This is a genomic window from Streptomyces sp. NBC_01012, assembly GCF_045162755.1.
Taxonomy (GTDB): Bacteria; Actinomycetota; Actinomycetes; order Streptomycetales; family Streptomycetaceae; genus Streptomyces.
Genome location: NZ_CP108688.1, coordinates 6,927,904 through 6,952,720 on the forward strand (window position 1 = coordinate 6,927,904; position 24,817 = coordinate 6,952,720).

The following is a 24,817-nucleotide window of genomic DNA, read 5'->3' on the forward strand; positions in this document are numbered from 1 at the left end:
ATACGGCGCCCCGGCCGCCGGGGCGGGAGACTCAGGACGTGGACTCCGCGCCCTCCACGAGACGTACGGTGCTGAGGATCTTCTGGATGGTGGCGTCCGGGAGTTCGTCGTCGACACCCGCGGCGGCGAAGAGGACCCAGGTCGAGTACTCGTCCTTGGAGTTCTTGAAGGAGAACGCGATCGACTTGCCGTCGGTGTCGCACTTGCCCTTGTTGGCCAGCCCCGTGGCGGTGGCCGTGACCGTGCTGCCCGAGAGGCCCGACTTGGTCGTGTACGCCTTGGGCTCGGCGGTCTTGACCTTGTCCTTGGGGTCCGACTGCGCATAGGCGGCCCAGACCCAGTTGGACGCCTCGTTCGTCGCGGCCTCGTCGGTGCTCTTGGCGCCCTGCGCGCCCTTGGTGCCGACACCGGCCAGCTCGGTGTCCTCCTTGGTGCCGTCCTTGTCGGCGTCGTCGGTGCACCACTTGGACTTGTAGTACGCGGGTGCGGAGAAGCCCACGGCGGGCGCGCCCTCGGGGTCCTTGTGGTCCGAGAAGCCCGCGAACACTCCGGAACCCGAGACCTCCCAGTCGCCGGGCACGTCGAACTGCGTACCCCACTTGGGGTTGGTCACGACCTTCCAGCCAGGAACCGTGGGCGCCGCGTCCTCGCCGCCGCGCGGGTTCTCGGCGGGGGCCGAAGCGGACTCGGAGGCCTTCGCGGACGGCGACGAGGACGCCTTGCCCTCGGCCACGTTCGAGCCGCCCTTGTCGTCGTCCTTGTTCATGACGACGACACCGGTGACGACCGCCGCGACGACGACCGCGGTGGCGGCGACGACGGCGATGATCGTCGTCTTCCTCTTGTCGTCGTCCGGCTTCTGGCCGCCGGGCCCGCCCGGCACGGCGTACTGCGGCACCGTGGGCTGCTGGTACGGGTTGGGCTGCTGGTATCCCGGCTGGCCCTGCTGTTGGTATCCCGGCTGCTGATACGGATTCGGCTGTTGGTACCCCGGCTGCTGGTACGGGTTCTGATTCTGGTCCTGCGGGTTCTGCTCGCCCCCGGGCGGCTGCTGTCCTGGCCACATGGCCAGTAACCATAGAGGGGTGGGGAGCGCTCAGCTACCGGCGCCCCTGTGAGGGGATGGTCAAAGACTGCTACCCGCTAGTAACATCGCGGCCATGAGCACTGAAGAGATGACAGTCGGCGAGATCCTTACCGCGAGCGTCCCGATGGTCAGGACCCTCGGCATCACGTACCTCGAGACGACCCCGGAGCGCGCCGTCCTCTCGCTGCCCGACCGGGCCGAGTACCACAATCACCTCGCGGGCCCCCACGCCGGCGCGATGTTCACGCTCGCGGAGTCGGCGAGCGGCGCGATCGTCGTCGCCGCCTTCGGTGACCAGATGACCAGGGCCGTACCGCTGCCCGTCACCACGGAGATGGCCTTCAAGAAGGTGGCCATGGGCGACCTCACCGCGACCGCCGTGCTGCGCCGCCCGGCGGCCGACGTGGTCGCCGAACTGGACGAGGGGAAGCGCCCGGAGTTTCCCGTGAGCGTCGAGATCCGGCGTGCCGACGGCGCCGTCACCAGCGAGATGAGCGTGGTCTGGACCCTGCGTCCGAACCGTTGACCCCCGGCCCAGGCCCCGTGCCCGGACAAGGGGGGCGCGGCCGACACGACCGCTGCCCGGCCCGGTAGGCTGACGCCGTGCACCATCCGTGGTGCACGGCTGCTGATCTCTTACGGGGAGGACCCGCGTTGCACGTCCAGGAGTGGCTCGAGACCGTCCCCGCGGTCAGCATTTACCTCCTGGTGGGGGTCGTCATCGCGGTCGAGAGCCTGGGCATTCCGCTGCCCGGCGAGATCGTCCTCGTGAGTGCGGCGCTCCTCGCCTCCCAGCACGGTCAGATCGACCCCGTGGTGCTCGGCGCCTGCGCGTCGGCCGGTGCGGTCATCGGTGACTCCATCGGCTATGCCATCGGCCGTAAGGGAGGGCGCCCCTTGCTCGCCTGGCTCGGCGGGAAGTTCCCACGTCACTTCGGGGCTCCCCAGATCGCCATGGCGGAGCGGTCGTTCGAGAAGTGGGGCATGTGGGCGGTCTTCTTCGGCCGCTTCGTCGCACTGCTGCGGATCTTCGCGGGGCCTCTGGCCGGAGTCCTGCGCATGCCGTACTGGAAGTTCCTCATCGCCAATGTGCTCGGCGGAATCGTCTGGGCCGGTGGTACGACCGCCGTCATCTACTCGGTGGGAGTCGTCGCCGAGGCGTGGCTCAAGCGCTTCTCGTGGCTGGGGCTGCTGGCCGCCGTGCTGATCGGCGCGATCTCCATGCTGGTGCTGAAGAACCGCGCCAAGAAGGCCGCGGAGCAGGCCGAAGGGCCGGAGCAGCCGGGCCCGGCGCAGTCCTCGGAGCCTGACACCGTCCCCGCGGCCGACTGATCAGCTCCCGTTCGCGTCCGCGTCCGAGTTCGCCTTCCTGTTCTCGTTCTCGTTCTCGTTTTCGCGGAGCGCCTCGCGGTGCGCCTTCGCCAGTTCCACGTAACCGGCCGCGTTGAAGGTGACGCCCTCACGCTCCTCGGCGGTCAGTTCCCGCTTGACCTTCGCGGGTACGCCGGCGACGAGGGACCCCGGCGGCACCCGCATCCCCTGCGGTACGAGGGCCTGCGCCGCGATCAGCGAACCGGCTCCGATGTGTGCGCCGTTGAGCACGGTGGCACCCATGCCGACCAGGACGTCGTCCTCGATGACGCAGCCGTGCAGCACCGCGTTGTGACCGACGGAGACCCTGGCACCCACCGTCATCGGGAATCCGGGGTCGGTGTGCACGCTGCAGTTGTCCTGGATGTTGCTGTCGGGGCCGAGGGAGATCGGACCGCCGTCGCCACGCAGCACGGCGTGGTACCAGACGCTGGAGCCCGCGGCCATCGTCACCTCGCCGACCACGACGGAGGTCGGCGCGAGGAAGGCGTCCGGGTCGATGTCCGGCTCCTTGCCGCCGATGCCGGTGACCAGTGCCTGCGATGCCATCGTCTGCTCCTCCGGTGAAACGGGGTGAGGTTGTGGTGCGAACTCGGGGCTCTTGCTCCGCACGAACCGTAATGGACGGTCCCGGCCTGCCGGGCCGGTGGGGTGAACATCACAGCACCTCGCGCGGACCGGCTCACGCCGGGCCGACTACCGTGAGCGGGTGCCGACGAACAGGAACACGTTCTCCTCCCTGGCCCTTCTGCGGCGTGGTCTCATGTCCCGCGCCGTCCACCGCGTCTGGGCCTGGGTGCAGGAGACGGGGGCGGTCACCGCACAGCACCCCGGACGGCTGCGGTTCGGCCGTATCGGTACGGGAACCAGGCTGGCCTTCCCGCAGGGGACCGTGTTCGGGGAACCCTGGATCGAGTTGGGCGATCACTGCATCATCGGCGAACAGGTGACCCTCACGGCCGGGCTGATGCCCGATCTGGATCTCGGCGCCGAGACCGTCCTGACCCTGGGCAACGGCGTGGTGCTGGGCCGGGGCAGCCATGTCATCGCGGACACCACGGTGTCGATCGGCTCGGACACCTACTGCGGTCCGTACGTCTACATCACCTCCACCAACCACAGTTACGACGACCCCCATGAGCCGGTCGGCAAGCAGTGGCCGCGCATGGAGCCGGTCGAGATCGGACCCGGCTGCTGGATCGGCACGGGAGCGGTGATCCTTCCGGGGGCCAGGCTCGGCCGTAACGTGGTGGTCGCCGCCGGGGCCGTCGTACGTGGAGAGGTCCCCGACCGCGCGGTGGTGGCGGGGGCGCCGGCCCGGGTGGTGCGGAGCTGGGACGCGGAGAAGGGCTGGCAGCCGCCGCTGCGTACGCCCGCACCTGTCCCGATCCCCGACGGGGTCACGTCCGAGCAGCTGGCCGCTGTGGCGGTGCTGCTGGAGGACGTGACCGACGGGGGATGACCGGTCCCGAGGACGCCCGGGGACCCTCAGCCGGTCGCCAGCAGCAGTGTCCCGAGCAGGGCCAGGCCCGCGCCCGCCGCCTGTACACCGCGCAGCCGCTCACCCAGCACGCCCCGTGCGGCCAGCGCCGTCACCACCGGGTACAGCGAGGCCAGGACGGCGGCCACGGTGACCGGGCCGTGCTGGGCGGCGATCGAATACGTGCCGTTGGCCGCGACATCGGCGAGCCCGACGAAGGCCAGCGCGGGCAGCGCGGCCCGTACGACGCCGGCCCCGCCCTCCTCGGGCAGCGCGCGGCCGCCCCGGCGCACGGAGACGTACAGGGCTGTTCCGCCCACCGCGATGTTCGTGACCCGCTGGACGAAGAGGGCGAGGAAGAGCCCGGTCACGGTCGTGGACGCCTCCGAGATCAGCGCCATCACCGCGCCGAAGCCGAAGGCGGCCAGCAGGGTCAGCATGATCGCCTGGCGCTGCACCGGTGCGCCGCGCAGCTGCGGGCCTCCGGCCAGGACGATCCCCGCCACGGCGACCGCGATCCCGGCGAACTGCAGCAGTCCAGGCCGCTCACCGACGAGCAGCCCGACGCCGACCGGGACCGTCACACCGAGGGACCCGAGCGGCGAGACCACGCCCATCGGTCCCAGCGCCAGGGCCTTGTAGAAGCTCAGCATCGCGACCGGGCCGACGGCTCCCGCCGCCACCGCGAACCAGAGGCGGCCCCCGGCCTCGCTCCAGCCTCCGGTCGCCAGCACGACGATCCCGAGGACCGCGGCGGCTATGCACTGGGACACGACCACCACGGTGAGAGCGGGCGTGCGCCGGGTCAGGAGTCCGCCGCCGAAGTCGGCCAGTCCCCAGAGCAGGCTCGTGGCCAGGGCGAACAGCGCTGTCATGGGGTGCCTCGCAGTACAGTGCGGTGGTCGGGTGGGTACACCACACCGTAGTGCAGTATTTTTGACCCTGTCATCCAGAATATTGGACGGAATGTGTCTGACCTCGATCAGCTCACCCAGTCGCTCGCCCGCAACCTCAAGCGCTGGCGGGGTGAGCGCGGGTTCACCCTGGACACTCTCGCGGCCCGGGCGGGGGTCAGTCGCGGCATGATCATCCAGATCGAGCAGGCCCGTACGAACCCGAGCGTCGGCACCACCGTGAAGCTCGCCGACGCGCTGGGTATCAGCATCACCACCCTGCTCGACTACGAGCAGGGGCCCCAGGTGCGCCTGGTGCCCGAGAACCAGGCGGTACGCATGTGGTCGACGGAGGCGGGGAGTTCGACCACACTGCTGGTGGGCACGGAGGCCAGGGGGCCGATCGAGCTCTGGTCCTGGCATCTGATGCCGGGCGACTCCAGCGTCTCCGACCCGCATCCGGAGGGGACGGTGGAACTCCTGCATGTCACGGCGGGTGAACTGACCCTGATCGTCGACGGGGAGGCCCACGCGGTGCCGGCGGGTACCTCGGCGACGTTCGAGGCCCATGTGCCGCACAGTTACGGCAATGACGGCTCCGAGCCCGTCGACATGACCATGGCGGTCACGATCCCGCCGGTCCGGCGGGAGAGCAAGTGAGCCCGGCCCTCCCCGAGGGCGAGTGAGCCCGGCCCTGATTGAGGGCAAGTGAGCGGCTCGCGGGGGCTGTTAGCGTGAGCGACATGCGTGCTCTTCTGGACATCTTCAGCGATGTCTCCCCTGCCGTCGGCCGTCTCGACCTGCTCACCCCGCCCGTCGCGGAGGCGGTGACGGCCGGCTGGGGCGGCGTCCCCGCCGAGTCGGTCGTCTTCGTCGACACGGACCCCGGGATCGCCGACACGGCGGTGTTCGCCGAGCACTACGGCCCCGAGCTGCTCGACGCGTCGGCCAACTGCGTGGTGGTCGCGGGCAAGCGGGGTGGCGAGACCACCCTGGCCGCGTGCGTGGTGCTTTCCCGAGCCCGCGTCGATGTGAACGGGGTGGTGCGTAAGCACCTCGGCACCCGCAAGGCATCGTTCGCCGCGATGGATGTGGCCGTCGGCGAGACCGGCATGGAGTACGGGGGGATCACCCCGATCGGCCTCCCGGCGGCCTGGCCCCTGCTGGTCGACCCCGCCGTGGTGGATCAGGAGTGGGTTCTGATCGGCAGCGGCCGCCGCCGCGGCAAGCTGATCGTCCCGGGCAAGGCGCTGGCGGCGCTGCCGGGAGCGGTCGTGCTCCAGGGGCTCGGGGTCTGAGACAGGGCCGGGCTGCAGGGCCGCGGCCCGGCAGCAGGTGGGACGGAGCTCCGCCCTCAGCGGCCGTCGGCACGGCGGCGCCCGAGCCACCCCGTGGCGAAATCCACCGCCGCACGGAGCCGGAACAGTCGGCTGGGCGCCGCCCCCACCCGGCCGGTGTCGACCGCCCCGGGGCGCTCATGGCCGAAATCGGCTCCGATGGCGGCGAAGTCGCTGTCGTCGAGCGCGATGTCCTCGTACTCCCACCAGCGCCTCCGGCCCTCCCGCGCCACCACGCAGCGGTAGAGACGGCGGGGCGGTTCCGGGCGGCGGTACTCACCGAGGTGGAAGGCGGTGCAGCTGTCGAAGCCCGTCCCCAGCAGCAGGACCTGCGCATCGGCGTCGTACAGCCGGGCGAGGGGAGAGTCCTCGCCGAGGTGGCAGTCCTGGCGGTGGCCCCCGAGCAGCTTCGCCGCCGCCGGGCCGAGCGCGGCGAACGAGGTCTGCGGGTGGGCGCTGCGCCGCGCACCCGGTGACTGCCGGACCGTCTCGGCGAACGCCCCCATCGACGGCGCGGGAGACACCTCCGGGTCGAACGCCGGCATCGTCGCACGGACCTCCGCGCGGGCCCGGTCGCTCAGCCCCCTGACCCGGTCCAGGTAGGAGCGCGAGGTGTCGGAATTCTCCGGGGTGAAGGCTGGGACGACCAGCGTGCCCTCCGGGCCGAGAGCCCTGCGCAGCGCATCGGCCATGCTCCGGGCGCTGCCGCCCGCGGAGCGCATCGAGGCGTGCACCAGCAGCACACCGCCCCGCCGCACACCGAGCTCGCACAGCTGCGACGCGGTGCGTTCATCGCCGAGGAGGAGCTGCGGCGTCACGGGCTCCGGCACCACGGGCTCCGGCACCACGGGCTCCGGCACCACGGGTTGTGGCGTCACGAGATGCGAGGTCACGAGATGTGAGGTCACGGCGGACATTCTCCCCGTCGGAGGCCTCGCGCGACACCACGCCTCCCACCACAGGAGGCGGCCCCGGTCAGCGGCCGGCGCCCAGGCGGGGTATCTCGATGGCCGGGCAGCGGTCCATCACCATGGAGAGGCCGGCGGCGCGCGTGCGCCCGTAGGCCTCCTCGTCGATCACGCCGAGCTGGAACCACACCGCCTTCGCGCCGATCGCCACCGCGTCGTCGGCGACCGCGCCCGCCAGGTCGCTGTTGACGAAGACATCGACCACATCGACCGGGAAGGGTATGTCCGCCAGTGAGGCGTATCCCTGTTCGCCATGGACCGGCTCCGCCTTGGGGTGGACGGGCACCACCCGCTTGCCGAAGCGCTGGAGGACCTCCGCCACGCCGTAGGCCGCGCGGGAGCGGTTGGTGGACAGACCGACCACCGCCCAGGTGTCGCCCGTGTCCTGGAGGATCCTGCGAACCGTCTCATCGTCTGCGTACATGCCCTGACAACGGACGGCCGGGGCCGGCCATTCCCCACGGAAGGGTGAAAACGCGGGGCGGACCGGCGCATAGGGTGGGCGGATGCAGGAGCAGTACCGGACAGTCGCCCACGCGGGCGTGCACGAGACCGAGGTCAGCCGCTCGCGTTTCCTCTGCGCGCTCGCCCCCGCCGCCACGGAGCAGGAGGCGCAGGACTTCGTCGCACGCGTCCGCAAGGAGCACCCCGCCGCCAACCACAACTGCTTCGCGTACGTCATCGGCGCCGACGCCTCCGTGCAGAAGGCCAGTGACGACGGGGAGCCGGGCGGGACGGCCGGGGTCCCCATGCTCCAGATGCTCATGCGCAGGGAGGTCCGGTACGCCGTCGCCGTCGTCACCCGCTACTTCGGCGGGGTCAAGCTCGGCGCGGGCGGACTGATCCGGGCGTACGGAGGGGCCGTCGGTGAGGCGCTCGACGCCCTGGGCACGACGACCCGCCGCCGGTTCCGCCTCGCGACGATCACCGTGGACCACCAGCGGGCGGGCAAGCTGGAGAACGATCTGCGCGCGACGGGCCGGGCCGTTCACGAGGTGACCTACGCGGAGGCCGTGACCCTCGCGATCGGGCTGCCGGACGCCGAAGTCGAGGACTTCAGGGCCTGGCTGGCCGATGCCACCGCAGGCTCCGCGACGCTCGAACTGGGCGGCGAGGCGTACGGGGAAGTCGCGGGCGGATGAAGCGGATGAAGGGGAACATGCGGGCCGTGACCATGGTCGGAGTGACGCCGTGAGGATTCTGCACACCTCGGACTGGCATCTGGGGCGGTCCTTCCACCGCGTCTCGATGCTCGACGCCCAGGCCTCCTATCTCGACCACCTCGTGAGAACCGTCCGGGAACACGCGGTGGACGTGGTCGTCGTGGCGGGCGACGTCTACGACCGGGCCGTTCCCCCGCTGTCGGCCGTCCAGCTCTTCGACGACGCGCTGCACCGGCTCGCCGCCGCCGGAGTGCCGACGGTCATGATCTCCGGGAACCACGACTCCGCCCGCAGGCTCGGCGTCGGAGCCGGGCTGATCGCACGGGCCGGGATCCATCTGCGTACCGACCCCGCGGACTGCGCGACCCCGGTGGTGCTGCACGACGCACACGGCGACGTGGCCTTCTACGGACTGCCCTATCTGGAACCCGCACTCGTCAAGGACAGCCTCGGTGCGGCGAAGGCCGGTCACGAGGCCGTCCTCACGGCGGCCATGGACCGGGTAAGGGCCGATCTCGCCACCCGGCCCGAAGGGACCAGGTCCGTCGTGCTCGCGCACGCGTTCGTGGCAGGCGGTGAACCCAGTGAAAGCGAACGTGACATCACCGTCGGCGGTGTCGCCGCCGTGCCCGCAGGAGTCTTCGACGGCGTCGACTACGTGGCGCTCGGCCACCTGCACGGCTGCCAGAAGGTCGCGGAGCGCGTGCGCTACTCGGGCTCGCCGCTCGCGTACTCCTTCTCCGAGCACGCGCACCGCAAGACGATGTGGCTGATCGACCTCGGCCCTGGCCAGGACCTCGCCGCCGAGCGCGTCGACTGCCCGGTGCCGCGTCCGCTCGCCAGGCTCCGGGGCCGTCTCGACACGCTGCTCGACGACCCGGCCCTCGAACGCCACCGGGAGTCCTGGGTGGAGGCCACCCTCACCGACCCGGCGCGGCCGGACGAGCCGATGGCCCGGCTGACTGAGCGCTTCCCGCACACGCTCAGCCTGGTCTTCGACCCTGAGCGTTCCCCGCAGGACCCCCTCGCGTCGTACGCGCAGCGGCTGAAGGGGCGTGACGACCAGCAGGTGGCGGAGGACTTCGTGGCGCATGTACGCGGCGGCAGCGGGCCCAGCACACAGGAACGGACGGTGCTGCGCGCCGTCTTCGACGACGTACGGGTGAGCGACGCAGTGGACGAGGTGTCGCGTTGAGGCTGCACAGGCTGACCCTGACCGCGTTCGGACCGTTCGGCGGCACACAGGAGGTCGACTTCGACACCCTGTCGTCGGCGGGGATCTTCCTGCTGCACGGTCCCACAGGCGCAGGCAAGACCTCCGTGCTCGACGCCGTCTGCTACGGCCTGTACGGGGCGGTGCCCGGGGCCCGGCAGAGCCCCGGCACATCCCTGCGCAGTGACCACGCCCAGGTGGACCGGCCGACCGAGGTGCGCCTGGAGCTGACCGTCGGGGGGCGCCGCCTGGAGATCACCAGGAGGCCCGCCCAGCCCCGTCCCAAGAAGAGGGGCGGCGGCTTCACGACCGAGAAGGCGCAGAGCTGGCTGCGGGAGTACGACGCCGAACAGGGCTGGAAGTCGCTCAGCCGCTCCCACCAGGAGATCGGCGAGGAGATCGGCGGGCTCATCGGGATGAGCCGGGACCAGTTCTGCCAGGTGGTGCTGTTGCCGCAGGGTGACTTCGCGCGGTTCCTGCGCGCCGACGCCGAGGCGCGCGGAAAGCTGCTCGGCCGGCTCTTCGACACCCGGCGGTTCGCGGCCGTGGAGGAGCGCCTTGCCGAGCTGCGAAGGACGGCCGAGGCCCGGGTCAGGGCGGCGGACGAGCAGATACTCGCCCTGGCCCAGCGGATCGCACAGGCGGCCGGCCCCGCGGCCGGGGAAGCGGCGCTGCCCGAGGAGCGGCCGGGAGAGCCGGGCCTCGCCGAGGGGGTCCTGCAGTGGGCCGCCGTCGCGCGCGTCGCGGCCCATGAGCGGCTCGACATCGCCCGGTCGGTGCTGGACGCGGCCGAGGGCCGGAACGCCGCCGCGGGCCACCTGCTCGAAGCCCAGCGTGAACTCGCCCGGCTCCAGCGGCGGTACGAGGAGACCCGTCGCCGTGCCGAGGACCTCGAGGACCGCCGCGCGGAACGCGACCGCTGCCACGGACAGCTGGCCCGCGCGCGCAAGGCGGACCTGGTCGCCCCGGCGCTGGAGCTGCGCGAGGAGGCCGGACGGGCCCACCGCACGGCTGCCGCGGCCCGCGAACGCGCCCGCGCCGGGCTGCCCCCCGAGCTGTCGGAGGCCGGCTTCGAGCAGCTGGCCGGATCGGAACGCGGGCTGCGGGCGGAGCTGGGCGCACTCGACGCCGCACGCCGTGCCGAGCACCGTAGCCGTGACATCGACGCCGAACGGTCCCGCCTGGAGCGGCAGTCCCGTGCCGACGACGAACTGATCCAGGAGACGTCGCAGTGGCTGGCGGGCTGGGACGTCACCCGCAGCGCCCTCATGGAACGCATCGAGAGGGCCCGGGACGCGACGACGCGCGCGGAACAGCTGTTCGGCCGGCTCGACCCCGCGCGCAGAAGGCTGGAGGCGGCGCGCCGCCGTGACGCTCTCGGCGCCCAGGAGGAGACGGCGGCGACAGCTCTGACCGCGGCTCGCGAGCGCGCCGTGGACGCGCGCGAGAGCTGGCTGGAGCTGCGGGAGCAGCGACTGCGCGGTATCGCGGCGGAGTTGGCAGGGCAGCTCGTCGACGGAGTCGCCTGTACGGTGTGCGGCTCGGCGGAGCACCCGGACCCGGCCCGCGCGGAGGCCGGCCATGTCGACCGGGCCATGGAGGAGGCGGCGCTCGCCGCCCTCCAGCAGGCCGACAAGGCACGCGCGGAGGCGGAGCGCGAGCTCGGGGTCCTGCGCGAGCGACTCGCGGCGGCCCGTGCGGAGGCGGCGGACCCGGGGGACGGTGCGGACGCCCCCGCCGCGGCGGATCGGCAGGCCGCGACCGGAGCCCCCGCCCCGACGTCCGCCTCCGCCTCCGTGGCCGCGTTGCAGGAAGCCGTCGACCGCCTGGGCAGGGAGCACGCGGAGGCGCATCGGCTGGCCGCGGGAACGCATGCGGCCAGCGAAGCGCTCGCCGCCGCCGAGCGTGAGCATCTGGGCCGCATCGACGACCGGCAGCAGGCCGAGCGGCGCGCGGCTGCCCGCACCTCGCAACAGGAAGCGCTCGACCGCGAACAGGCCGCGCTGGAAGCAGAGTTGGAAAAGGCCCGCGGTCACTGCGCCTCCGTGGCCGAGCACGCCGCTCTGCTGGAGCGCCGCGCCGGGCTGCTCGCCGACGCCGCCGAGGCGCTGCGCGCCGAGCAGGGCGCGGCCGAGCGGCTCAAGGAGGCCGACGGCAGACTGGCCGACGCCGCGTTCCGGGCCGGATTCGCCACGCCCGAGGCCGCCGTGGCCGAGCTCCTCGACGACACGGCGCAGCGGGAGCTCCAGCACCGGATCGACGCCTGGCAGACGGAGGCGGCCACGGTCGCCGACCGGCTTGCCGAGGAGGACGCCAGGGCCGCCGCCGAACAGCCCGCCGCGACACCGGACGCCGCGCAGGAGGCGTACGACCGCTCCGTGCGGGCGCTGCGCGAGGGCGCCGCCGCGCACGCCGCCGCACAGGAGCGCGGCGCGGAGCTCGCCCGCCTCTCGCGCCGTGCGGAGGCGGAGGTGCGCGACCTGGGACCGCTGCGCCAGGAGTACGAGAGGGTGGCCCGCCTCGCAGGGCTGACCGCCGGCACCTCCGCGGACAACGAGCGCAAGATGCGCCTGGAGGCGTACGTACTGGCCGCCCGCCTCGAACAGGTGGCCGCAGCGGCGACGGCCCGCCTCCAGCGGATGTCGGCCGGCCGCTACACGCTGGTCCACTCCGACGAGCGCAGCGGGGGCCGCAGGGCGGGCCTCGGCCTGCACGTCGTGGACGCCTGGACGGGCCGGGAGCGCGACACGGCGACACTGTCGGGAGGCGAGACCTTCTTCGCCTCGCTCGCCCTCGCACTCGGCCTCGCCGATGTGGTGACGGACGAGGCGGGCGGGGTGCGCCTCGACACGCTCTTCATCGACGAGGGCTTCGGCAGCCTGGACGACCAGACGCTGGACGAGGTGCTGGACGTCCTGGACTCCCTGCGCGAACGCGACCGCAGCGTCGGCATAGTCAGCCACGTGGCCGACCTGCGCCGCCGCATCCCCGCCCAGCTGGAAGTGGTCAAGGAACGGCACGGCTCGGCGGTGGTCCACCGGGCCGCGGGCACGGGCACGCTCAGCGGCTGATCGCCCGGCGGCTGCGGCTGCTGAACAGCGGGGGCCGGCTCACGCGCCGAGGAGCGCCTCGAACAGGCCCTCACCGTCGTCGTCGGCGGGCAGGCCGCTGACCTGGGCGTCACCCACCTCCACCACCCGCCACGCGCCGTCCTCCCGCAGGGCCATGTCGGTGGTCACCCACCGACAGCCGAGCGCGCGCACGGCCTCGCCGACGGCGTCGAGTTCGGGCACCGGGAGCAGACCGGGTGTGTCCGGATGGGCTGTCACCCGCACCGCCCGGCCGTCCAGCCACCACACCCGTGCCTCGCCTCCGGGTACGAACGGCTCGTAGGCGCGCAGCACCACTCCGCCGGCCAGGAAATCCCCCTGCAGTTCGAGGAACCGGCCGACGACTCCGGCGAGCCGCTCCGTGTCCGTCAGCTCCGGCACGAAGCACGCCTCGTGCCATTCGTGCTTACGGGACTTCACGAAGTCCTTGACGATGCCGGGGCCAGGGGCGGGCCCGAGATCCCCGGCGAGGTCCGACCACTCGGACGGATCCGGTACGGGCTCTCCCGGGGACAGGGCACGCCAGGAGCTGCGCGGGGTGACGGCGGTGAACGCCTCGTACCAGCCGGGGAGTTCATGGGCGGTGCGGTACGCGGTGGAATCGGTGAGCAGCGAACAGCCCCGGGCGGCGAGCGCGCGCTCAAGCTCCGCGTAGCGCAGGGGCGGAATCATCCAGCCCCGGTACCAGTACGGGCCGGAGTCCCGGGGGACGCGGCTCACGGCGGCCTCCGGATCCCCCGCGAGCAGCGCGTCGTGATCGATCAGGACGGTCCGCGCTCCGGCGCGCCCCGCCGCCGACGCCTCCTGGGCGAACTCGGAATCGGGATGCCGTGGCCGCAGCGGGTCGCAGCAGAACAGGAAGCCGGGCGGAGTCATACGGATCTCGTCCTTCGGACGGTCGGTGGAGGGGCACAGGCGTGCCGGTGGCGCGGGGCCTGTGCCGTGCACCGGCCCCGCGCTGCCGGGTCAGAGCTTGGAGAGCTCGTCCAGCAGGTCGTCCAGGCCGAGCGAACCCTGCGAGAGGGCCGCCATGTGCCAGGCCTTGAGGTCGAACGCGTCGCCGTGGGCCTTCCTGGCGTTCTCCCGGCCCAGCAGCCAGGCGCGCTCGCCCAGCTTGTAGCCGATGGCCTGGCCGGGCATCGACAGATAGCGGGTCAGTTCGCTCTCCACGAAGTCGGCGGGCCGGCCGCTGTGGCTGCCGAAGAACTCCTGGGCCAGTGCCGGGGTCCACCGCTCACCGGGATGGAACGGGGAGTCCGCGGGGATCTCCAGCTCCAGATGCATGCCGATGTCGACGATCACCCGGCAGGCACGCATCATCTGTGCGTCCAGATAGCCGAGGCGGCGCTCCGCGTCGGGCAGGAAGCCCAGCTCGTCCATGAGGCGCTCGGCGTACAGCGCCCAGCCCTCGGCGTTGGCGCTGACCTGGCCGACCGAGGCCTGGTAGCGGGAGAGGCTGTCGGCGACATGCGTCCACTGCGCGATCTGCAGGTGGTGTCCCGGCACGCCCTCGTGGTACCAGGTGGACACCAGGTCGTAGACCGGGAAGCGTGTCTCGCCCATGGTGGGGAGCCAGGTGCGGCCCGGCCGCGAGAAGTCCTCCGAGGGCCCGGTGTAGTACGGAGCGGCGGCGCCCCCGGCGGGAGCGATCCGGGACTCCACCTTCCGGACCCGCTCGGCGAGTTCGAAGTGGGTGCCGTCGAGCGCCTCGATGGCCTCGTCCATCAGGTTCTGCAACCAGACCCGGACCTCGTCCACGCCCTCGATGTGCTTGCCGTGGACATCGAGATGGGCGAGCGCCTCCCAGGGGCCCGCGCCCGGGAGGATCTTGTCGGCCTCGGTCCTCATCTCGGCCAGCAGCCGGTGGTATTCGGACCAGCCGTAGGCGTACGCCTCGTCGAGGTCCAGGTCCGTGCCGTTGAACTGGCGCGCCCAGCGGGCGTAACGCTCCCGGCCCACCGTGTCGGGGGCGCCCTCGACCGCGGGGGCGTACACGTCCCGCATCCAGTTCCGGAGCGAGGCGAGGGACGCGGTGGCCTGCTCCGCTGCTTCGTCCAGCTCCGGGCGCAGTGACGCGGGGCCCTCGGTCACGAAGTCCTGGAAGAAGCCGGGGTCGCCGTCCTCCCCGGCCCAGGCCCCCAGCTGACCGATGAACGTCGCCGTCGGGCGCGGGCCGCCGTGGAGCTTGCGTTCCAGACCCAGGGCCAGCGAGGCGCGGTAGCCCTCAAGCGCCGCGGGGACAGCCCGCAGCCGGTCCACGACCGCGGCCCAGTCCTCGTCCGTCGCCGTCGGCGTCGCCGAGAACACATCACGGAGGCTGTGCGCGGGGGAGTGGATGTTGGAGACGGCGCGCAGGCCCTCCTCGGCATCGTGGACGGCGAGTTCGGCCGTCAGGCGCTCCCGGAGGAGTCGCGCGCAACGCCTCTCCTCGTCGGTGTCCGCGCCGGGGAGCCGCTCGGCTGCGTCGAGTCGTACGAGGGTGTCGCGGATGAGTCCCGCCATGGCGTCCTGGCCTGCGGGCGAGAAATCGGGCAGCCGGCGGGAGCTTTCCGCGACACCGAGATAGGTACCGGTGATCGGGTCGAGTTCGATGTACGCGTCGACGTAGGCGTCGGCGACCTGGCGCGGCAGTGCGCTGCTCGATGTGTCTGACATGGGGACATCCTCGTACGGCGAAGGCCTCCACGTCACGGGGGAACCGGATTCGGCCGGAGGAAGCGCCTTCGTGGCGCGGAGACGCCGGGAAGCTCAGGGGTGCCCGGCCCGGTCCGAGGTGCCCGTGGCGGGCGGCATCAGGGGGCCGCACTCCCACTGCTGGAAGATCAGCCGGGTCTCCACGCGGGCCACCTCACGGCGTGAGGTGAACTCGTCCAGCACCAGGCGTTGCAGATCCGTCGGGTCGGCGACCGCCACATGCACCAGATAGTCGTCAGGACCGGTGAGGTGGAAGAAGGCCAGGGACTCCGGCAGCGCCCTGATCCGCTCGACGAACGGGCCGATGAGCTCCCTGCGGTGCGGCCGCACCTGCACCAGCAGCAGCGCCTCCAGGCCCCGGCCGAGTCGCGCCGGATCCAGCCGGAGCCGGTGGCCGAGGATCACACCGGACCTGCGCAGCCGCGCCACACGGTCGAGACACGTGGACGGCGCCACTCCGACCTCCGCCGCGAGCTCCCGGTACGTCGTCCGCGCATCGTTCTGCAGGAGACGCAAAATGTGCAGATCAACCGGATCGAGAACGACGGATTCAGACATCGGGCGAACGTAGCACGGCCGATGGACACCGATCGCCGGTCCCTGTTCAGGCTGGGTGACATGGACACCGAAGCCTCCTCGCTGACATCCCAGCCCTCCTTCCGGTCCAGGGCGCTCGCCACCGAAGCCGTGCACGCGGGACGCGACGATCTCGCCTCCCTCGGACTGCACGCCGCGCCGATCGATCTGTCCACCACCTATCCCTCGTACGACTCCAGGGGCGAGGCCGAGCGCATCGACGCCTTCGCCACCACCGGTGCCAGGCCGGAAGGCCCGCCGGTGTACGCACGCCTCGACAACCCGACGACGGCCCGCTTCGAGACGGCGCTGGCCCGGCTCGAGGGGACGGACAGCGCCGTCGCCTTCGCCAGCGGAATGGCGGCGCTCACGGCGGTCCTGCTCGCCCGAGCGAGCCTGGGGCTGCGCCATGTCGTCGCGGTACGCCCGCTCTACGGCTGTAGTGACCACCTGCTGGGCGCCGGCCTGCTGGGCACCGAGGTGACCTGGACGGATCCTGCGGGCATCGCCGAAGCGATCCGCCCGGACACCGGTCTGGTGATGGTCGAGACGCCGGCCAACCCCACCCTCGCCGAGATCGACACCAGGGCCGTGGCGCACTCCTGCGGCTCCGTGCCGCTCCTCGTCGACAACACCTTCGCCACGCCCGTGCTGCAACGGCCGATCGAGGAGGGCGCGCGGATCGTGCTGCACAGCGCCACCAAGTACCTCGGCGGTCACGGCGATGTGATGGGCGGAGTCGTCGCCTGCGACGAGGAGTTCGCCGCGACCCTGCGGCAGGTGCGCTTCGCCACCGGGGGAGTGCTGCACCCGATGGCCGGCTATCTGCTGCTGCGCGGTCTCTCCACCCTGCCGGTACGCGTACGGGCCGCCTCGGCCGCCGCGGCGGAACTCGCCCGCAGGCTCTCGGCCGACCCCCGTGTCGCCCGGGTGCACTACCCGGAGGTGGGCGGCGCGATGGTGTCCTTCGAGGTGTTCGGGGATCCGCACAGCATCATCGCGGGGGTCCGTCTGATCACGCCCGCCGTGAGCCTGGGCAGTGTGGACACCCTCATACAGCATCCGGCCTCCATCAGCCACCGCATCGTGGGTGAAGGAGACCGGAGGGCCGCCGGGGTCGGTGACCGTCTGCTGCGGATGTCGGTCGGCCTGGAGGACGTCGAGGACCTCTGGGCGGATCTGTGCCAGGCGCTCAGCGCCGGAAGTGCTGATCTGCCGGTTCCGTCACCGGCGGGACGGACCGCTGTGCAGGAGTCGCGGTGAGCCTGGCGGTGACGACGAGGGTGCCTTCCTCGATCTGGTAGTCGAGGGGCAGCGAGAGCGCCCGCATGGCGGCGACCATCCCCGTGTTGTGGGCCTGTGTCACCGCGTAGACGCTCTCGCAGCCCGCCTCGACGGCCAGGGCCACCAGCCGGGCGAGTAGCTCGGAACCGATGCCCCTGCGCTGCCAGTCGTCCTCGACGATGAGGGCGACCTCGGTCTCGTCGCCGTCCCACAGCAGATGACCGAGCGCCACCAGTCGGCCCGATGCCGTCTGCACGGCGAGGGTGCGGCCGAAGCGGGGGCTCAGCAGGTGGTCCAGATACCGGTCGGCGTCACGGACCGGACCGTGGTAGCGCAGGCCGAGTGTGCTCTCGGAGCAGCGGCCGTGCATGGCGAGGGACGCGTCGAGGTCACCCCGGTCCGCGCGGCGCACGGTGATCTCGTTGCCCTCGGGCAGGGTCAGGACGTCCTCACTGCGCGGTACACGCGGGCCGAGCCGTGCGTCCAGCTCGACCAGGGCCCTGGCGCGGGCGAACTCGGTCGGGGTGAAGGGGAGGTACGGGCGCTCCACGGTGATGACACCGCCCGAGGGATCGCGCAGCCGCATCACGGTGTCCTCCAGGACGCCTTCCACCGGTGCGCTCTCACCCGTCGGGCGGCCGGTGACCGACAGGGCGGGCAGCGAGTGGATGGTGCACCGGCCCAGGAGCTGACGCAGGGCGAGCGGGAGCTCGGCCGCGTCCAGCGCCGTGCGGGTGGCGAGGCCCAGGACCCGGGTGGGCGTGTCCACCAGGTCGTGGGCGTCCGCGCGCTCGATCCAGGTCGACGATCCGCCGGCGGCGGAGATCTCCCGGGTGAGCTGCTGGGCCGGCAGTGCCGCGGGCGCGCGCAGCAGGAACTCGTCGACGGTGCCTTCGGCCAGCGGGTGGGTCTGCAGGGTCAGGATGTCTATCCGGTGTCCGGCCAGGGCGACGCAGAGGGCGGCCAGGGTGCCGGGAGCGTCCCGCACCGTCGTCCGCATCCGCCAGAGCACCGTCTCGCCGGTCTCATCGACGCCGGCCCCTTCGACGGCTTCGGCCCCTTCTGCCGCTTCTGCCGCTTCGAGCCCCGTATCGGGGGGCGGCGCGTGGCTGTGCCGCCTTGCCCACCATGTGTGGAAGGTGGCCGTGGCCACCAGGGCCACGGCCGACGCCATGAGCAGATAAGGCCCGTCGGGCTGGTGCCCGATCAGGTTGGCGACCGCGTCGGCCACCGCCACCGCGGTGAAGAGCGCGGCCAGTTCGATCAGGTCCCGCCGCCAGTGGTGCGGACGGCGGGCACTCTTCGCGGATGTCACATCAGTCATGTCTTCCACTCTGACCGAACGGTGTTGCCTGATCACGAACGCACTGTGACTGATGGGTTACGTGTGGATCTGGTCACCTTCAGGCGATATTGCATGGATCACTGCCCGATACGCCCGGGCTGGAGCACCTTGGTGAACAGGACATCGCCGCCCTGCGCCCTGAGCCGTACGGTCAGCTCCCCGCTGCCGCCGTCGATGTCGACCTCTCCGAAGAACTGCGGCTGCTCCATCGGGGACACGTTCTCCCGGTCCGGTGCCCTGACGAACACCCGGTCAGGGCCGAACGTGCCGTCCAGCGCGTTGGCCGGGAAGCTGCCCGCGGCCAGCGGGCCCGAGACGAACTCCCAGAACGGCGCGAAGTCCTTGAAGGCCGCGCGCTCGGGAGCGTAGTGCTGGGCGGAGGTGTAGTGCACATCGGCCGTCAGCCAGACGGTGCCCGTGATGCGCCGGTGCTTGATGTGACGCAGCAGCTCCGCGATCTGCAGCTCGCGCCCCAGCGGTGCGCCCGGGTCGCCCTGGGCGACCGCTTCGAAGTCCGTGTCGCCGTCCGTGACCACCAGGCCCAGCGGCATGTCGGCGGCGATCACCTTCCACACCGCACGCGACCGCGACAGCTCGCGCTTCAGCCAGGTCAGCTGCTCGGCGCCGAGGATGCCCGTGGTGTCGTCGGGCTGCCTGCCGGGGGAGTTGGCGTCGCGGTAGGATCTCATGTCCAGGACGAACACATCGAGCAGCGGACCGTGCCGCACGACACGGTGCATGCGCCGCTCCTGCGGCGGCACCTGGAGCGTCGGGACCGGGAAGTACTCGCGGAACGCCCGCATCGAGCGCGAGGCCAGCAGATCCACGTTCTTCTCGGTGTAGCGGACGTCGTCGAGGATCTGCCCCGGGTACCAGTTGTTGCGTACCTCGTGGTCGTCCCACTGGATGATGGCGGGAACCTGCGCGTTGAACGTCCGCAGGTTGTCGTCGAGCAGGTTGTACCGGAAGTTCCCGCGGTACTCGTCCAGGGTCTCGGCGACCTTCGACTTCTCCGGGGTCGTGATGTTGCGCCAGATCCGCCCGTCGGGCAGTGTCACGCTGGGTTCGAGCACCCCGTCCGCGTAGATGTTGTCGCCGCTGCACAGGAAGAAGTCCGGGTCCAGACGGCGCATTTCGTCGTACACCCGGTAGCCGCCGATGTCGGGGTTGATGCCCCAGCCCTGTCCGGCGATGTCGCCGGACCAGAGGAACCGCACCCCGTCACGACGGCGGGCCGGGGCCGTGCGGAAGGTTCCGTACACCGGCTTGCCCGAGCGGCGGGGGTCGTCCGGGTCGGCGAGCGTGACGCGGTAGTGCACCTGCTCGCCGGCCGGCAGTCCGTGCAGCGGGGTGGTGCCCGTGTAGTCCGTGGACGCGCCGATGAGCGGGCCGTGCCAGGTGCGGGCGCGGCGGAAGGACTCGGTCGCCGATGTCTCCACCACCATCCGGGCGGGGCGGTCGGAACGTACCCACACCAGGGCGGACGACGCCGTGACATCACCGACCTGCACACCCCAGGACGCGCTCGGCCGGCCCGACCGTGCGAACGCGGGCGCGGCGGCGGCCGTCACGGGCACGGCGACGGCCGCCGAGGCCAGGAGCGAGCCGCGCAGCACGGTGCGACGGCCGGGGACGAGGGGACGGTGGGACATCGGTGCGCCTCCAGGGGCGGATGCGGCTGCCGGAACAGCGGGGTCGTGCAGGCTGGGTGCAGACCCATGCCTAGTCCCCGGCAGCGGCCGGTACGCCAACCGCAGATGAACAACCGGTTCGGTCCGCCCCTGAGACCCGCCCCTACGCCGCGCCCCTACGACCCGTTCGGTGCGCCTCGCCCGCCGGGGGCCCGGGACGCCGGGCCGCGTCGTGCCGCCTCGGCCAGGAGGCGTACGCCGTGCTCGATGGCGGAGGGCGCCAGATGCGCGTAACCGAGTACCAGACGGATGGTGCCGTCCTTCGCGCCGCCCGCCGTGCAGTCGCTCAGCGGGCGCAGCGCGATCCCGGCGGCCGTCGCCCGCCGCAGGAACTCCTCCTGCGGACCGAACCGTTCGGGCAGCCGGGCGATGATGTGCAGACCCGCGGAGATCCCGCTGACCCGCGTCCCGGGGAAGTGCGCGTCCAGTGCTCCCGTCATGGCGTCACGGCGCTCCCGGTACGCGCGCTGACAGCGGCGAAGCTGCCGGTCGTAGCCGCCGCCGGCCACGAAGTCCGCCAGTACGGCCTGGTCGACGGCCGGATTGCCGAGGTCCATCGTGCGCTTTCGGGCGACCACGGCGTCGGTCATCGACTCGGGGGCGATGAGCCAGCCGAGCCTCAGGCCGGGAGCCAGGGACTTGCTCACCGAGCCGGTGTACACGACGTGTTCCGGGTCCAGCCCCTGCAACGCCCCCACCGGCGCCCGGTCGTAGCGGAAGTCGCCGTCGTAGTCGTCCTCCATGATCACGCCCGAGGTGCGCCGGGCCCAGTCGAGCAGCTCACCGCGTCGCCCGGAGGAGTACGCGATGCCGGTGGGGAACTGGTGCGCCGGGGTCGTGACCACGGCGCGCACACCGGAGCGCACCAGCGGGTCCACCGCAAGCCCGCCGGCGTCGAGCGGCAGCGGAACCGTGGTCAGGCCGGTGGAGGCGAACAGCGAGGTGTGCTCGGGGCTGCCGGGGTCCTCGACACCGACCGTCGTCGCCCCGCGCTCGCGCAGGACGAAGCCGAGCAGGGTCGTCGCCTGGGCCACTCCCGAGCACACCACCACCCGCTCCGGGTCGGCCACCACGCCACGACGCCTGGTGAGCAGGGACGCCAGCGCCACGCGCAGCTCCGGCAGGCCGCGCGGATCCGGGTAGCCGAGGGAGCTGTGCGGCAGCCGGTCCAGGACCGCCCGATGGGCCGAGGCCCAGGCGCTCCGTGGGAAGAGCGAGAGATCCGGGGTGCCGGGCCGGAAGTCCACCCGAGCGCCGGGCCCGCGCGGTGACAGATCCCGCGCCACCCGGGCGGCGGGCCGCACGGCACCGCTCACCCAGGTGCCCGCGCCGCGGCCGGCGCGGAGGTAACTCTCCGCCGTCAGCTGCTCGTACGCCTCGGTCACCAGGCCGCGCGACACCCCGAGGTCGGCGGCGAGTTCACGGCTGGCCGGCAGACGGGTACCGGCCGGCAGCCGGCCCGAACGCACCGCATCGCGCAGGGCCTCCTGGAGCGCGCGACCCCGGCGGCGTGCGGGGGCCGAGGCGGCGGGGAGCAGCAGTTCCCAGGCGGCGGAGGCGCCTCCTCCGCCGCCCGGCGAGGCCGGAGACGGTGATGGATTGGTCCCCGAAGACGTCATGGAAGTGGACCTTAATCCGGACCGCCGCGAAATCTAGCGTCGGCCCCATGAAAGCGACTTCCCTGCGCGGAGCCCTTCTCGCGGCCTTCGCCTGCACCCTCGTGGGCGCCTCCTTCACGGCGAACAGCGTCCTCGGAGACTTCCCGTACGCGGGCGGCCAAGCCCTGCGATACGGTCTGGCCGCGCTGCTGCTCCTGCCGCTGCTGCGCCCGGGCGGCGGCCCCCGGCCCTCCACGGTCCTGAAGACACTCACCCGCAGGCACTGGGCCCGGGTGGGGGCACTCGCGGCCATCGGAATGGTCGGCTTCAACCTGGCGGTACTGGCCGCGGAACGCACCGCGGAACCGGCGGTACCCGGAGTGCTCGTCGGCTGTGCGCCGATCGTCGTCGGCGTTCTGGTACCCGTCCTGGAAGGGCGCCGGCCGGCCCGGGCCGTCCTGTGCGCGGCGGGGCTCGTGGCCGTCGGCGCGTTCACCGTCCAGGGCTGGGGCCGGACCGACCTGGCGGGCCTCCTCTTCTCGGTGGGCGCGTTGGGCGGCGAGGTCGGATTCGCCGTCCTCGCCGTACCCGTGCTGCGCCCCCTCGGACCGAAGCTGCTCTCGGCCGTGGTGTGCGCGGTGGCGGCCGTGGAAGCCACGCTGCTCGGCCTCCTCTTCGACGTCCTGTCCGGTGGGGGCGGCTTTCTGCGGGCGCCCACCGCGGGGGAGGCACTGGCGCTGCTGTGGCAGGCGGCCGTGGTCACCGTCATCGGCTTCGTGTGCTGGTACAGCGGTATGCGGCGCATCGGGGCCGAACGCGCCACGCTCTTCTCCGGGCTGATCCCCGTATCGGCCGCGCTGACCGCGCCGCTGGTCGGCACGGGGACGTACGGCCTGGGGCAGGGCGTGGGAAGCCTGCTGGTGGGACTCGGGGTGGTCCTCGGCTCGGGTGTGCGGGCGCCGGGCGCCCGCGGTGGCCGGGACGCCGTGCCCGCGGTGACCACTGCCGGGTAGCGCCCAGTTCACGGGGCGAGCGCGTTTCCCGCTGGACACCCCCGGGCCCGTCGGCTGGGATGGAAGAGTGACTGCCGCGACCGTGACCGAACTCTTCGAAGAACACCGGCCCTTCCTCACCGGGGTCGCCTACCGCATGCTCGGCCGTGTCGCCGACGCGGAGGACGTGGTGCAGGAGGCGTGGCTGCGCTGGTCGTCGGCGGACCGGGAGGACGTGAGGGAGCCGAGGGCCTATCTCGTGCGGATCACGACCCGTCTGTCCATCGACCGGCTGCGCCATCTGCACGCGCGTCGGGAGGCGTACGTCGGGCCATGGCTGCCCGAACCGGTGGTCACCGAATTCGGCCCGGCCGTGGCCGACTCGGCGGAGCGGGCGGTGCTCGCCGACTCCGTGTCACTGGCCGTACTGGTCGTCCTCGAAACCCTCTCCCCGCTGGAACGCGCGGTCTTCGTCCTGCGCGAGGCCTTCGGCTTCCCGTACGCGGAGATCGGCGCCGCCCTCGACCGGTCCGAGGCCGCGGTGCGGCAGCTCGCCGGCCGTGCCAAGCACCATGTGGAGGAGCGCAAACCGCGCTACGACGTGGACCCCGCCGTGCGGCGCGACCTCACCGAGCGCTTCCTCGCCGCGGCTTCGGGCGGGGACCTGGAACAGCTGCTCGCCCTGCTGGCGCCCGATGTGCGCCTGGTCGGTGACAGCGGGGGCAAGGCGAAGGCACCGCGGCGGGTCATCGAGACCGCCGACAAGGTCGGCCGCTTCCTCCTCGCCGTCGGCCAGGAGTGGCCGGCCGGTGCGCAGGCCGGGATCGTCGAGCTCAACGGCGGGCCCGCCCTGGTGTTCAGCGTCGACGGGAAGGTGGACACCGTCTTCCAGACCGAGGTCGCCGACGGGGCGATCCGGTGCGTCTACATCATCCGCAACCCGGACAAGCTGGCCGGCGTGCGCCCGGCCTGAGGCCCTTCCGTTCGCATCACCCCGGGTCCCTCCCGGGGTGATGCGTGTTGCCGTGGCTCACGGCGGCACGAACGTCCCGTGAACGCTCTGCGGCAGTGCGTCGTTCCGCACGGTGACGGGGCGAGGATTGGTCTTGACCAAGGTGGTTCGCCGTCCTAAGGTCTGAACGATAAGGCAGGAACCTTTAATAAATAACGTCGGGGAAAACAAGCCACCGGGCGGATGCGGAGGACAGGGTGGGGACCACGCAGCTGGAATCGGTGCAGGAGCCGAAGTACTGGCACCTCAAGACCTTGCTCAGTGAGGCGCTCGACTCGGACTTCGCGGTGGGTGAGGTACTGCCCAACGAGCGGGACCTCGCCGCGCGTTTCGGTGTCGCCAGGGCGACGCTCCGTCAGGCGCTGGAGCAGCTGGAGCTCGAAGGCCGGCTGCAGCGACGCCGCGGTGTGGGCACCACCGTCGCACCGCCCCGGGTCAAGGTGGCCGTGACCACCGCACCGCACGGCCGGCCGGGCAGCGACCCCGACGAGGCGTGGCAGCCGCTCGACTGCGCCATGGACCCCGTGCCCGCCTCGGTCGCCGTGCTGCTGGGCATGGAAGCCGACGAGCCCGTGCATGTGGTGCGCCGTATCCGGGTCGCCCACGGGCAGGCCGTGGCGGCCGAGCTGCTGTACGTACCGGCGGGGTCCGTGCCCGAACTCTCCGCCATCGAGGCGCCGTCCGGGCCTGTCAGGGCGCGGAGCGTCCTGCGGGAACTGCACCGGCTCGACCTCGACGGCCAGGACCGCTCGGTCGAGCTCGGTTCGGCGCGGGCGGACGACGCCAGGGAACTCGACCGGCTGCCCGGGGCCCCGGTCCTCGTGGTCACCACCCGGTATCTGGCCGCCGCCGGCACGGCAGCGGTCTCCGTCGCCACCTACAGGGCGGACACCTGCCGGCTCACCTTCGGGGACTCGGGTGCGCTGGAGATCAGTCACGAGGAGCAGGAGCGCAAGGCCTCCTGACACCGGGCGCTCGCCACCCGTCCATCGCCCAGGCCAGG

Annotated in this window: 23 protein-coding genes; 12 read left to right on the top strand and 11 right to left on the bottom strand. The window is 72.2% G+C overall.

Annotated elements, in window-relative coordinates; genetic code table 11:
• Window positions 1-31: 31 nt before the first annotated feature.
• A complete protein-coding gene (locus tag OG623_RS30965) occupies window positions 32-1,066 on the bottom strand; it encodes a hypothetical protein (protein WP_406150893.1) in 1,035 nt (344 codons plus the stop codon).
• A gap of 109 nt (window positions 1,067-1,175) precedes the next feature.
• Between OG623_RS30965 and OG623_RS30970 the strand changes: the two genes are divergently transcribed.
• Window positions 1,176-1,613, top strand: a complete 438-nt coding sequence (locus OG623_RS30970) for a DUF4442 domain-containing protein (RefSeq protein ID WP_406152084.1) — start codon at window positions 1,176-1,178, stop codon at window positions 1,611-1,613.
• Between the two features lie 128 nt (window positions 1,614-1,741).
• Complete coding sequence (locus tag OG623_RS30975) at window positions 1,742-2,419, top strand: DedA family protein (protein ID WP_406150894.1); 678 nt, start codon at window positions 1,742-1,744, stop codon at window positions 2,417-2,419.
• On the opposite strand, the gene OG623_RS30980 is transcribed toward OG623_RS30975, so the two are convergent.
• The gene (locus tag OG623_RS30980) at window positions 2,420-3,007 is read right to left on the bottom strand and encodes a gamma carbonic anhydrase family protein (protein WP_406150895.1); all 588 of its coding nucleotides are present in this window, start codon (window positions 3,005-3,007) and stop codon (window positions 2,420-2,422) included.
• Between the two features lie 160 nt (window positions 3,008-3,167).
• Here OG623_RS30980 and OG623_RS30985 point away from each other — a divergent pair, with 160 nt between their 5' ends.
• Window positions 3,168-3,920 (top strand): acyltransferase, encoded by a 753-nt coding sequence (locus OG623_RS30985; RefSeq protein WP_406150896.1) that lies wholly within the window; start codon window positions 3,168-3,170, stop codon window positions 3,918-3,920.
• Window positions 3,921-3,946: 26 nt separating this feature from the next.
• On the opposite strand, the gene OG623_RS30990 is transcribed toward OG623_RS30985, so the two are convergent.
• Window positions 3,947-4,813: an EamA family transporter gene (locus OG623_RS30990; RefSeq protein WP_406150897.1), complete on the bottom strand. Its 867-nt coding sequence runs from the start codon at window positions 4,811-4,813 to the stop codon at window positions 3,947-3,949.
• 93 nt (window positions 4,814-4,906) lie between these two features.
• On the opposite strand from OG623_RS30990, the gene OG623_RS30995 reads away from it, so the two are divergent.
• Entirely contained in the window at window positions 4,907-5,491 is a 585-nt protein-coding gene (locus OG623_RS30995) for a helix-turn-helix domain-containing protein (protein WP_406150898.1), read from the top strand.
• A gap of 83 nt (window positions 5,492-5,574) precedes the next feature.
• Window positions 5,575-6,129 carry a YbaK/EbsC family protein gene (locus tag OG623_RS31000; RefSeq protein ID WP_406150899.1) on the top strand — a complete coding sequence of 185 codons (555 nt, stop codon included), beginning with the start codon at window positions 5,575-5,577 and terminating at the stop codon, window positions 6,127-6,129.
• A 56-nt stretch (window positions 6,130-6,185) separates the two neighbouring features.
• On the opposite strand, the gene OG623_RS31005 is transcribed toward OG623_RS31000, so the two are convergent.
• Both OG623_RS31005 and OG623_RS31010 read right to left on the bottom strand, forming a co-directional pair.
• Entirely contained in the window at window positions 6,186-6,986 is an 801-nt protein-coding gene (locus tag OG623_RS31005) for an aminoglycoside N(3)-acetyltransferase (protein WP_406152086.1), read from the bottom strand.
• Window positions 6,987-7,143: 157 nt separating this feature from the next.
• Window positions 7,144-7,560 (bottom strand): CoA-binding protein, encoded by a 417-nt coding sequence (locus tag OG623_RS31010; RefSeq protein ID WP_406150900.1) that lies wholly within the window; start codon window positions 7,558-7,560, stop codon window positions 7,144-7,146.
• Between the two features lie 82 nt (window positions 7,561-7,642).
• Here OG623_RS31010 and OG623_RS31015 point away from each other — a divergent pair, with 82 nt between their 5' ends.
• Genes OG623_RS31015 through OG623_RS31025 form a run of 3 tightly spaced genes read left to right on the top strand, consistent with a single transcriptional unit; the run spans window position 7,643 to window position 12,583 of the window.
• Window positions 7,643-8,278 carry a YigZ family protein gene (locus OG623_RS31015; protein WP_406150901.1) on the top strand — a complete coding sequence of 212 codons (636 nt, stop codon included), beginning with the start codon at window positions 7,643-7,645 and terminating at the stop codon, window positions 8,276-8,278.
• 49 nt (window positions 8,279-8,327) lie between these two features.
• The gene (locus OG623_RS31020; RefSeq protein WP_406150902.1) at window positions 8,328-9,494 is read left to right on the top strand and encodes an exonuclease SbcCD subunit D; all 1,167 of its coding nucleotides are present in this window, start codon (window positions 8,328-8,330) and stop codon (window positions 9,492-9,494) included.
• Complete coding sequence (locus OG623_RS31025; RefSeq protein WP_406150903.1) at window positions 9,491-12,583, top strand: AAA family ATPase; 3,093 nt, start codon at window positions 9,491-9,493, stop codon at window positions 12,581-12,583. Before OG623_RS31020 ends, OG623_RS31025 begins: the two co-directional genes overlap by 4 nt.
• A 39-nt stretch (window positions 12,584-12,622) precedes the next feature.
• Here OG623_RS31025 and OG623_RS31030 read toward each other — a convergent pair whose 3' ends face one another.
• The 3 genes from OG623_RS31030 to OG623_RS31040 all read right to left on the bottom strand — a co-directional run bounded on the left by OG623_RS31030 (window position 12,623) and on the right by OG623_RS31040 (window position 15,874).
• Window positions 12,623-13,498, bottom strand: coding sequence for an ATP-grasp domain-containing protein (locus OG623_RS31030; RefSeq protein WP_406150904.1), 876 nt, complete (start codon window positions 13,496-13,498; stop codon window positions 12,623-12,625).
• Window positions 13,499-13,588: 90 nt separating this feature from the next.
• Window positions 13,589-15,277, bottom strand: coding sequence for a DUF885 domain-containing protein (locus OG623_RS31035; protein WP_406150905.1), 1,689 nt, complete (start codon window positions 15,275-15,277; stop codon window positions 13,589-13,591).
• 93 nt (window positions 15,278-15,370) lie between these two features.
• The gene (locus OG623_RS31040) at window positions 15,371-15,874 is read right to left on the bottom strand and encodes an Lrp/AsnC family transcriptional regulator (RefSeq protein WP_406150906.1); all 504 of its coding nucleotides are present in this window, start codon (window positions 15,872-15,874) and stop codon (window positions 15,371-15,373) included.
• Between the two features lie 60 nt (window positions 15,875-15,934).
• On the opposite strand from OG623_RS31040, the gene OG623_RS31045 reads away from it, so the two are divergent.
• Window positions 15,935-17,155 carry a trans-sulfuration enzyme family protein gene (locus tag OG623_RS31045; protein ID WP_406150907.1) on the top strand — a complete coding sequence of 407 codons (1,221 nt, stop codon included), beginning with the start codon at window positions 15,935-15,937 and terminating at the stop codon, window positions 17,153-17,155.
• On the opposite strand, the gene OG623_RS31050 is transcribed toward OG623_RS31045, so the two are convergent.
• The 3 genes from OG623_RS31050 to OG623_RS31060 all read right to left on the bottom strand — a co-directional run bounded on the left by OG623_RS31050 (window position 17,085) and on the right by OG623_RS31060 (window position 21,831).
• Window positions 17,085-18,491 carry a GNAT family N-acetyltransferase gene (locus tag OG623_RS31050; RefSeq protein ID WP_406152087.1) on the bottom strand — a complete coding sequence of 469 codons (1,407 nt, stop codon included), beginning with the start codon at window positions 18,489-18,491 and terminating at the stop codon, window positions 17,085-17,087. The two genes, OG623_RS31045 and OG623_RS31050, sit on opposite strands and share 71 nt — an antisense overlap.
• A gap of 107 nt (window positions 18,492-18,598) precedes the next feature.
• Window positions 18,599-20,173: an alkaline phosphatase D family protein gene (locus OG623_RS31055; RefSeq protein ID WP_406150908.1), complete on the bottom strand. Its 1,575-nt coding sequence runs from the start codon at window positions 20,171-20,173 to the stop codon at window positions 18,599-18,601.
• A 155-nt stretch (window positions 20,174-20,328) separates the two neighbouring features.
• The gene (locus OG623_RS31060; RefSeq protein WP_406150909.1) at window positions 20,329-21,831 is read right to left on the bottom strand and encodes a PLP-dependent aminotransferase family protein; all 1,503 of its coding nucleotides are present in this window, start codon (window positions 21,829-21,831) and stop codon (window positions 20,329-20,331) included.
• A 47-nt stretch (window positions 21,832-21,878) separates the two neighbouring features.
• Here OG623_RS31060 and OG623_RS31065 point away from each other — a divergent pair, with 47 nt between their 5' ends.
• The 3 genes from OG623_RS31065 (at window position 21,879) to OG623_RS31075 (ending at window position 24,779) form a co-directional block, all read left to right on the top strand.
• A complete protein-coding gene (locus OG623_RS31065; protein WP_406150910.1) occupies window positions 21,879-22,823 on the top strand; it encodes an EamA family transporter in 945 nt (314 codons plus the stop codon).
• Between the two features lie 67 nt (window positions 22,824-22,890).
• Window positions 22,891-23,775 carry an RNA polymerase sigma-70 factor gene (locus OG623_RS31070; RefSeq protein ID WP_406150911.1) on the top strand — a complete coding sequence of 295 codons (885 nt, stop codon included), beginning with the start codon at window positions 22,891-22,893 and terminating at the stop codon, window positions 23,773-23,775.
• 236 nt (window positions 23,776-24,011) lie between these two features.
• The gene (locus OG623_RS31075) at window positions 24,012-24,779 is read left to right on the top strand and encodes a GntR family transcriptional regulator (RefSeq protein WP_406150912.1); all 768 of its coding nucleotides are present in this window, start codon (window positions 24,012-24,014) and stop codon (window positions 24,777-24,779) included.
• Window positions 24,780-24,817 lie beyond the last annotated feature (38 nt).

What these genes read in the sequence shown, in the direction of transcription:
- OG623_RS30965 (WP_406150893.1), bottom strand. Translation starts at nt 1,066, where the DNA reads ATGTGGCCAGGACAGCAGCCGCCCGGGGGCGAGCAGAACCCGCAGGAC.
- OG623_RS30970 (WP_406152084.1), top strand. Translation starts at nt 1,176, where the DNA reads ATGACAGTCGGCGAGATCCTTACCGCGAGCGTCCCGATGGTCAGGACC.
- OG623_RS30980 (WP_406150895.1), bottom strand. Translation starts at nt 3,007, where the DNA reads ATGGCATCGCAGGCACTGGTCACCGGCATCGGCGGCAAGGAGCCGGAC.
- OG623_RS30990 (WP_406150897.1), bottom strand. Translation starts at nt 4,813, where the DNA reads ATGACAGCGCTGTTCGCCCTGGCCACGAGCCTGCTCTGGGGACTGGCC.
- OG623_RS31000 (WP_406150899.1), top strand. Translation starts at nt 5,575, where the DNA reads ATGCGTGCTCTTCTGGACATCTTCAGCGATGTCTCCCCTGCCGTCGGC.
- OG623_RS31010 (WP_406150900.1), bottom strand. Translation starts at nt 7,560, where the DNA reads ATGTACGCAGACGATGAGACGGTTCGCAGGATCCTCCAGGACACGGGC.
- OG623_RS31015 (WP_406150901.1), top strand. Translation starts at nt 7,643, where the DNA reads ATGCAGGAGCAGTACCGGACAGTCGCCCACGCGGGCGTGCACGAGACC.
- OG623_RS31030 (WP_406150904.1), bottom strand. Translation starts at nt 13,498, where the DNA reads ATGACTCCGCCCGGCTTCCTGTTCTGCTGCGACCCGCTGCGGCCACGG.
- OG623_RS31035 (WP_406150905.1), bottom strand. Translation starts at nt 15,277, where the DNA reads ATGTCAGACACATCGAGCAGCGCACTGCCGCGCCAGGTCGCCGACGCC.
- OG623_RS31040 (WP_406150906.1), bottom strand. Translation starts at nt 15,874, where the DNA reads ATGTCTGAATCCGTCGTTCTCGATCCGGTTGATCTGCACATTTTGCGT.
- OG623_RS31045 (WP_406150907.1), top strand. Translation starts at nt 15,935, where the DNA reads ATGGACACCGAAGCCTCCTCGCTGACATCCCAGCCCTCCTTCCGGTCC.
- OG623_RS31055 (WP_406150908.1), bottom strand. Translation starts at nt 20,173, where the DNA reads ATGTCCCACCGTCCCCTCGTCCCCGGCCGTCGCACCGTGCTGCGCGGC.
- OG623_RS31060 (WP_406150909.1), bottom strand. Translation starts at nt 21,831, where the DNA reads ATGACGTCTTCGGGGACCAATCCATCACCGTCTCCGGCCTCGCCGGGC.
- OG623_RS31065 (WP_406150910.1), top strand. Translation starts at nt 21,879, where the DNA reads ATGAAAGCGACTTCCCTGCGCGGAGCCCTTCTCGCGGCCTTCGCCTGC.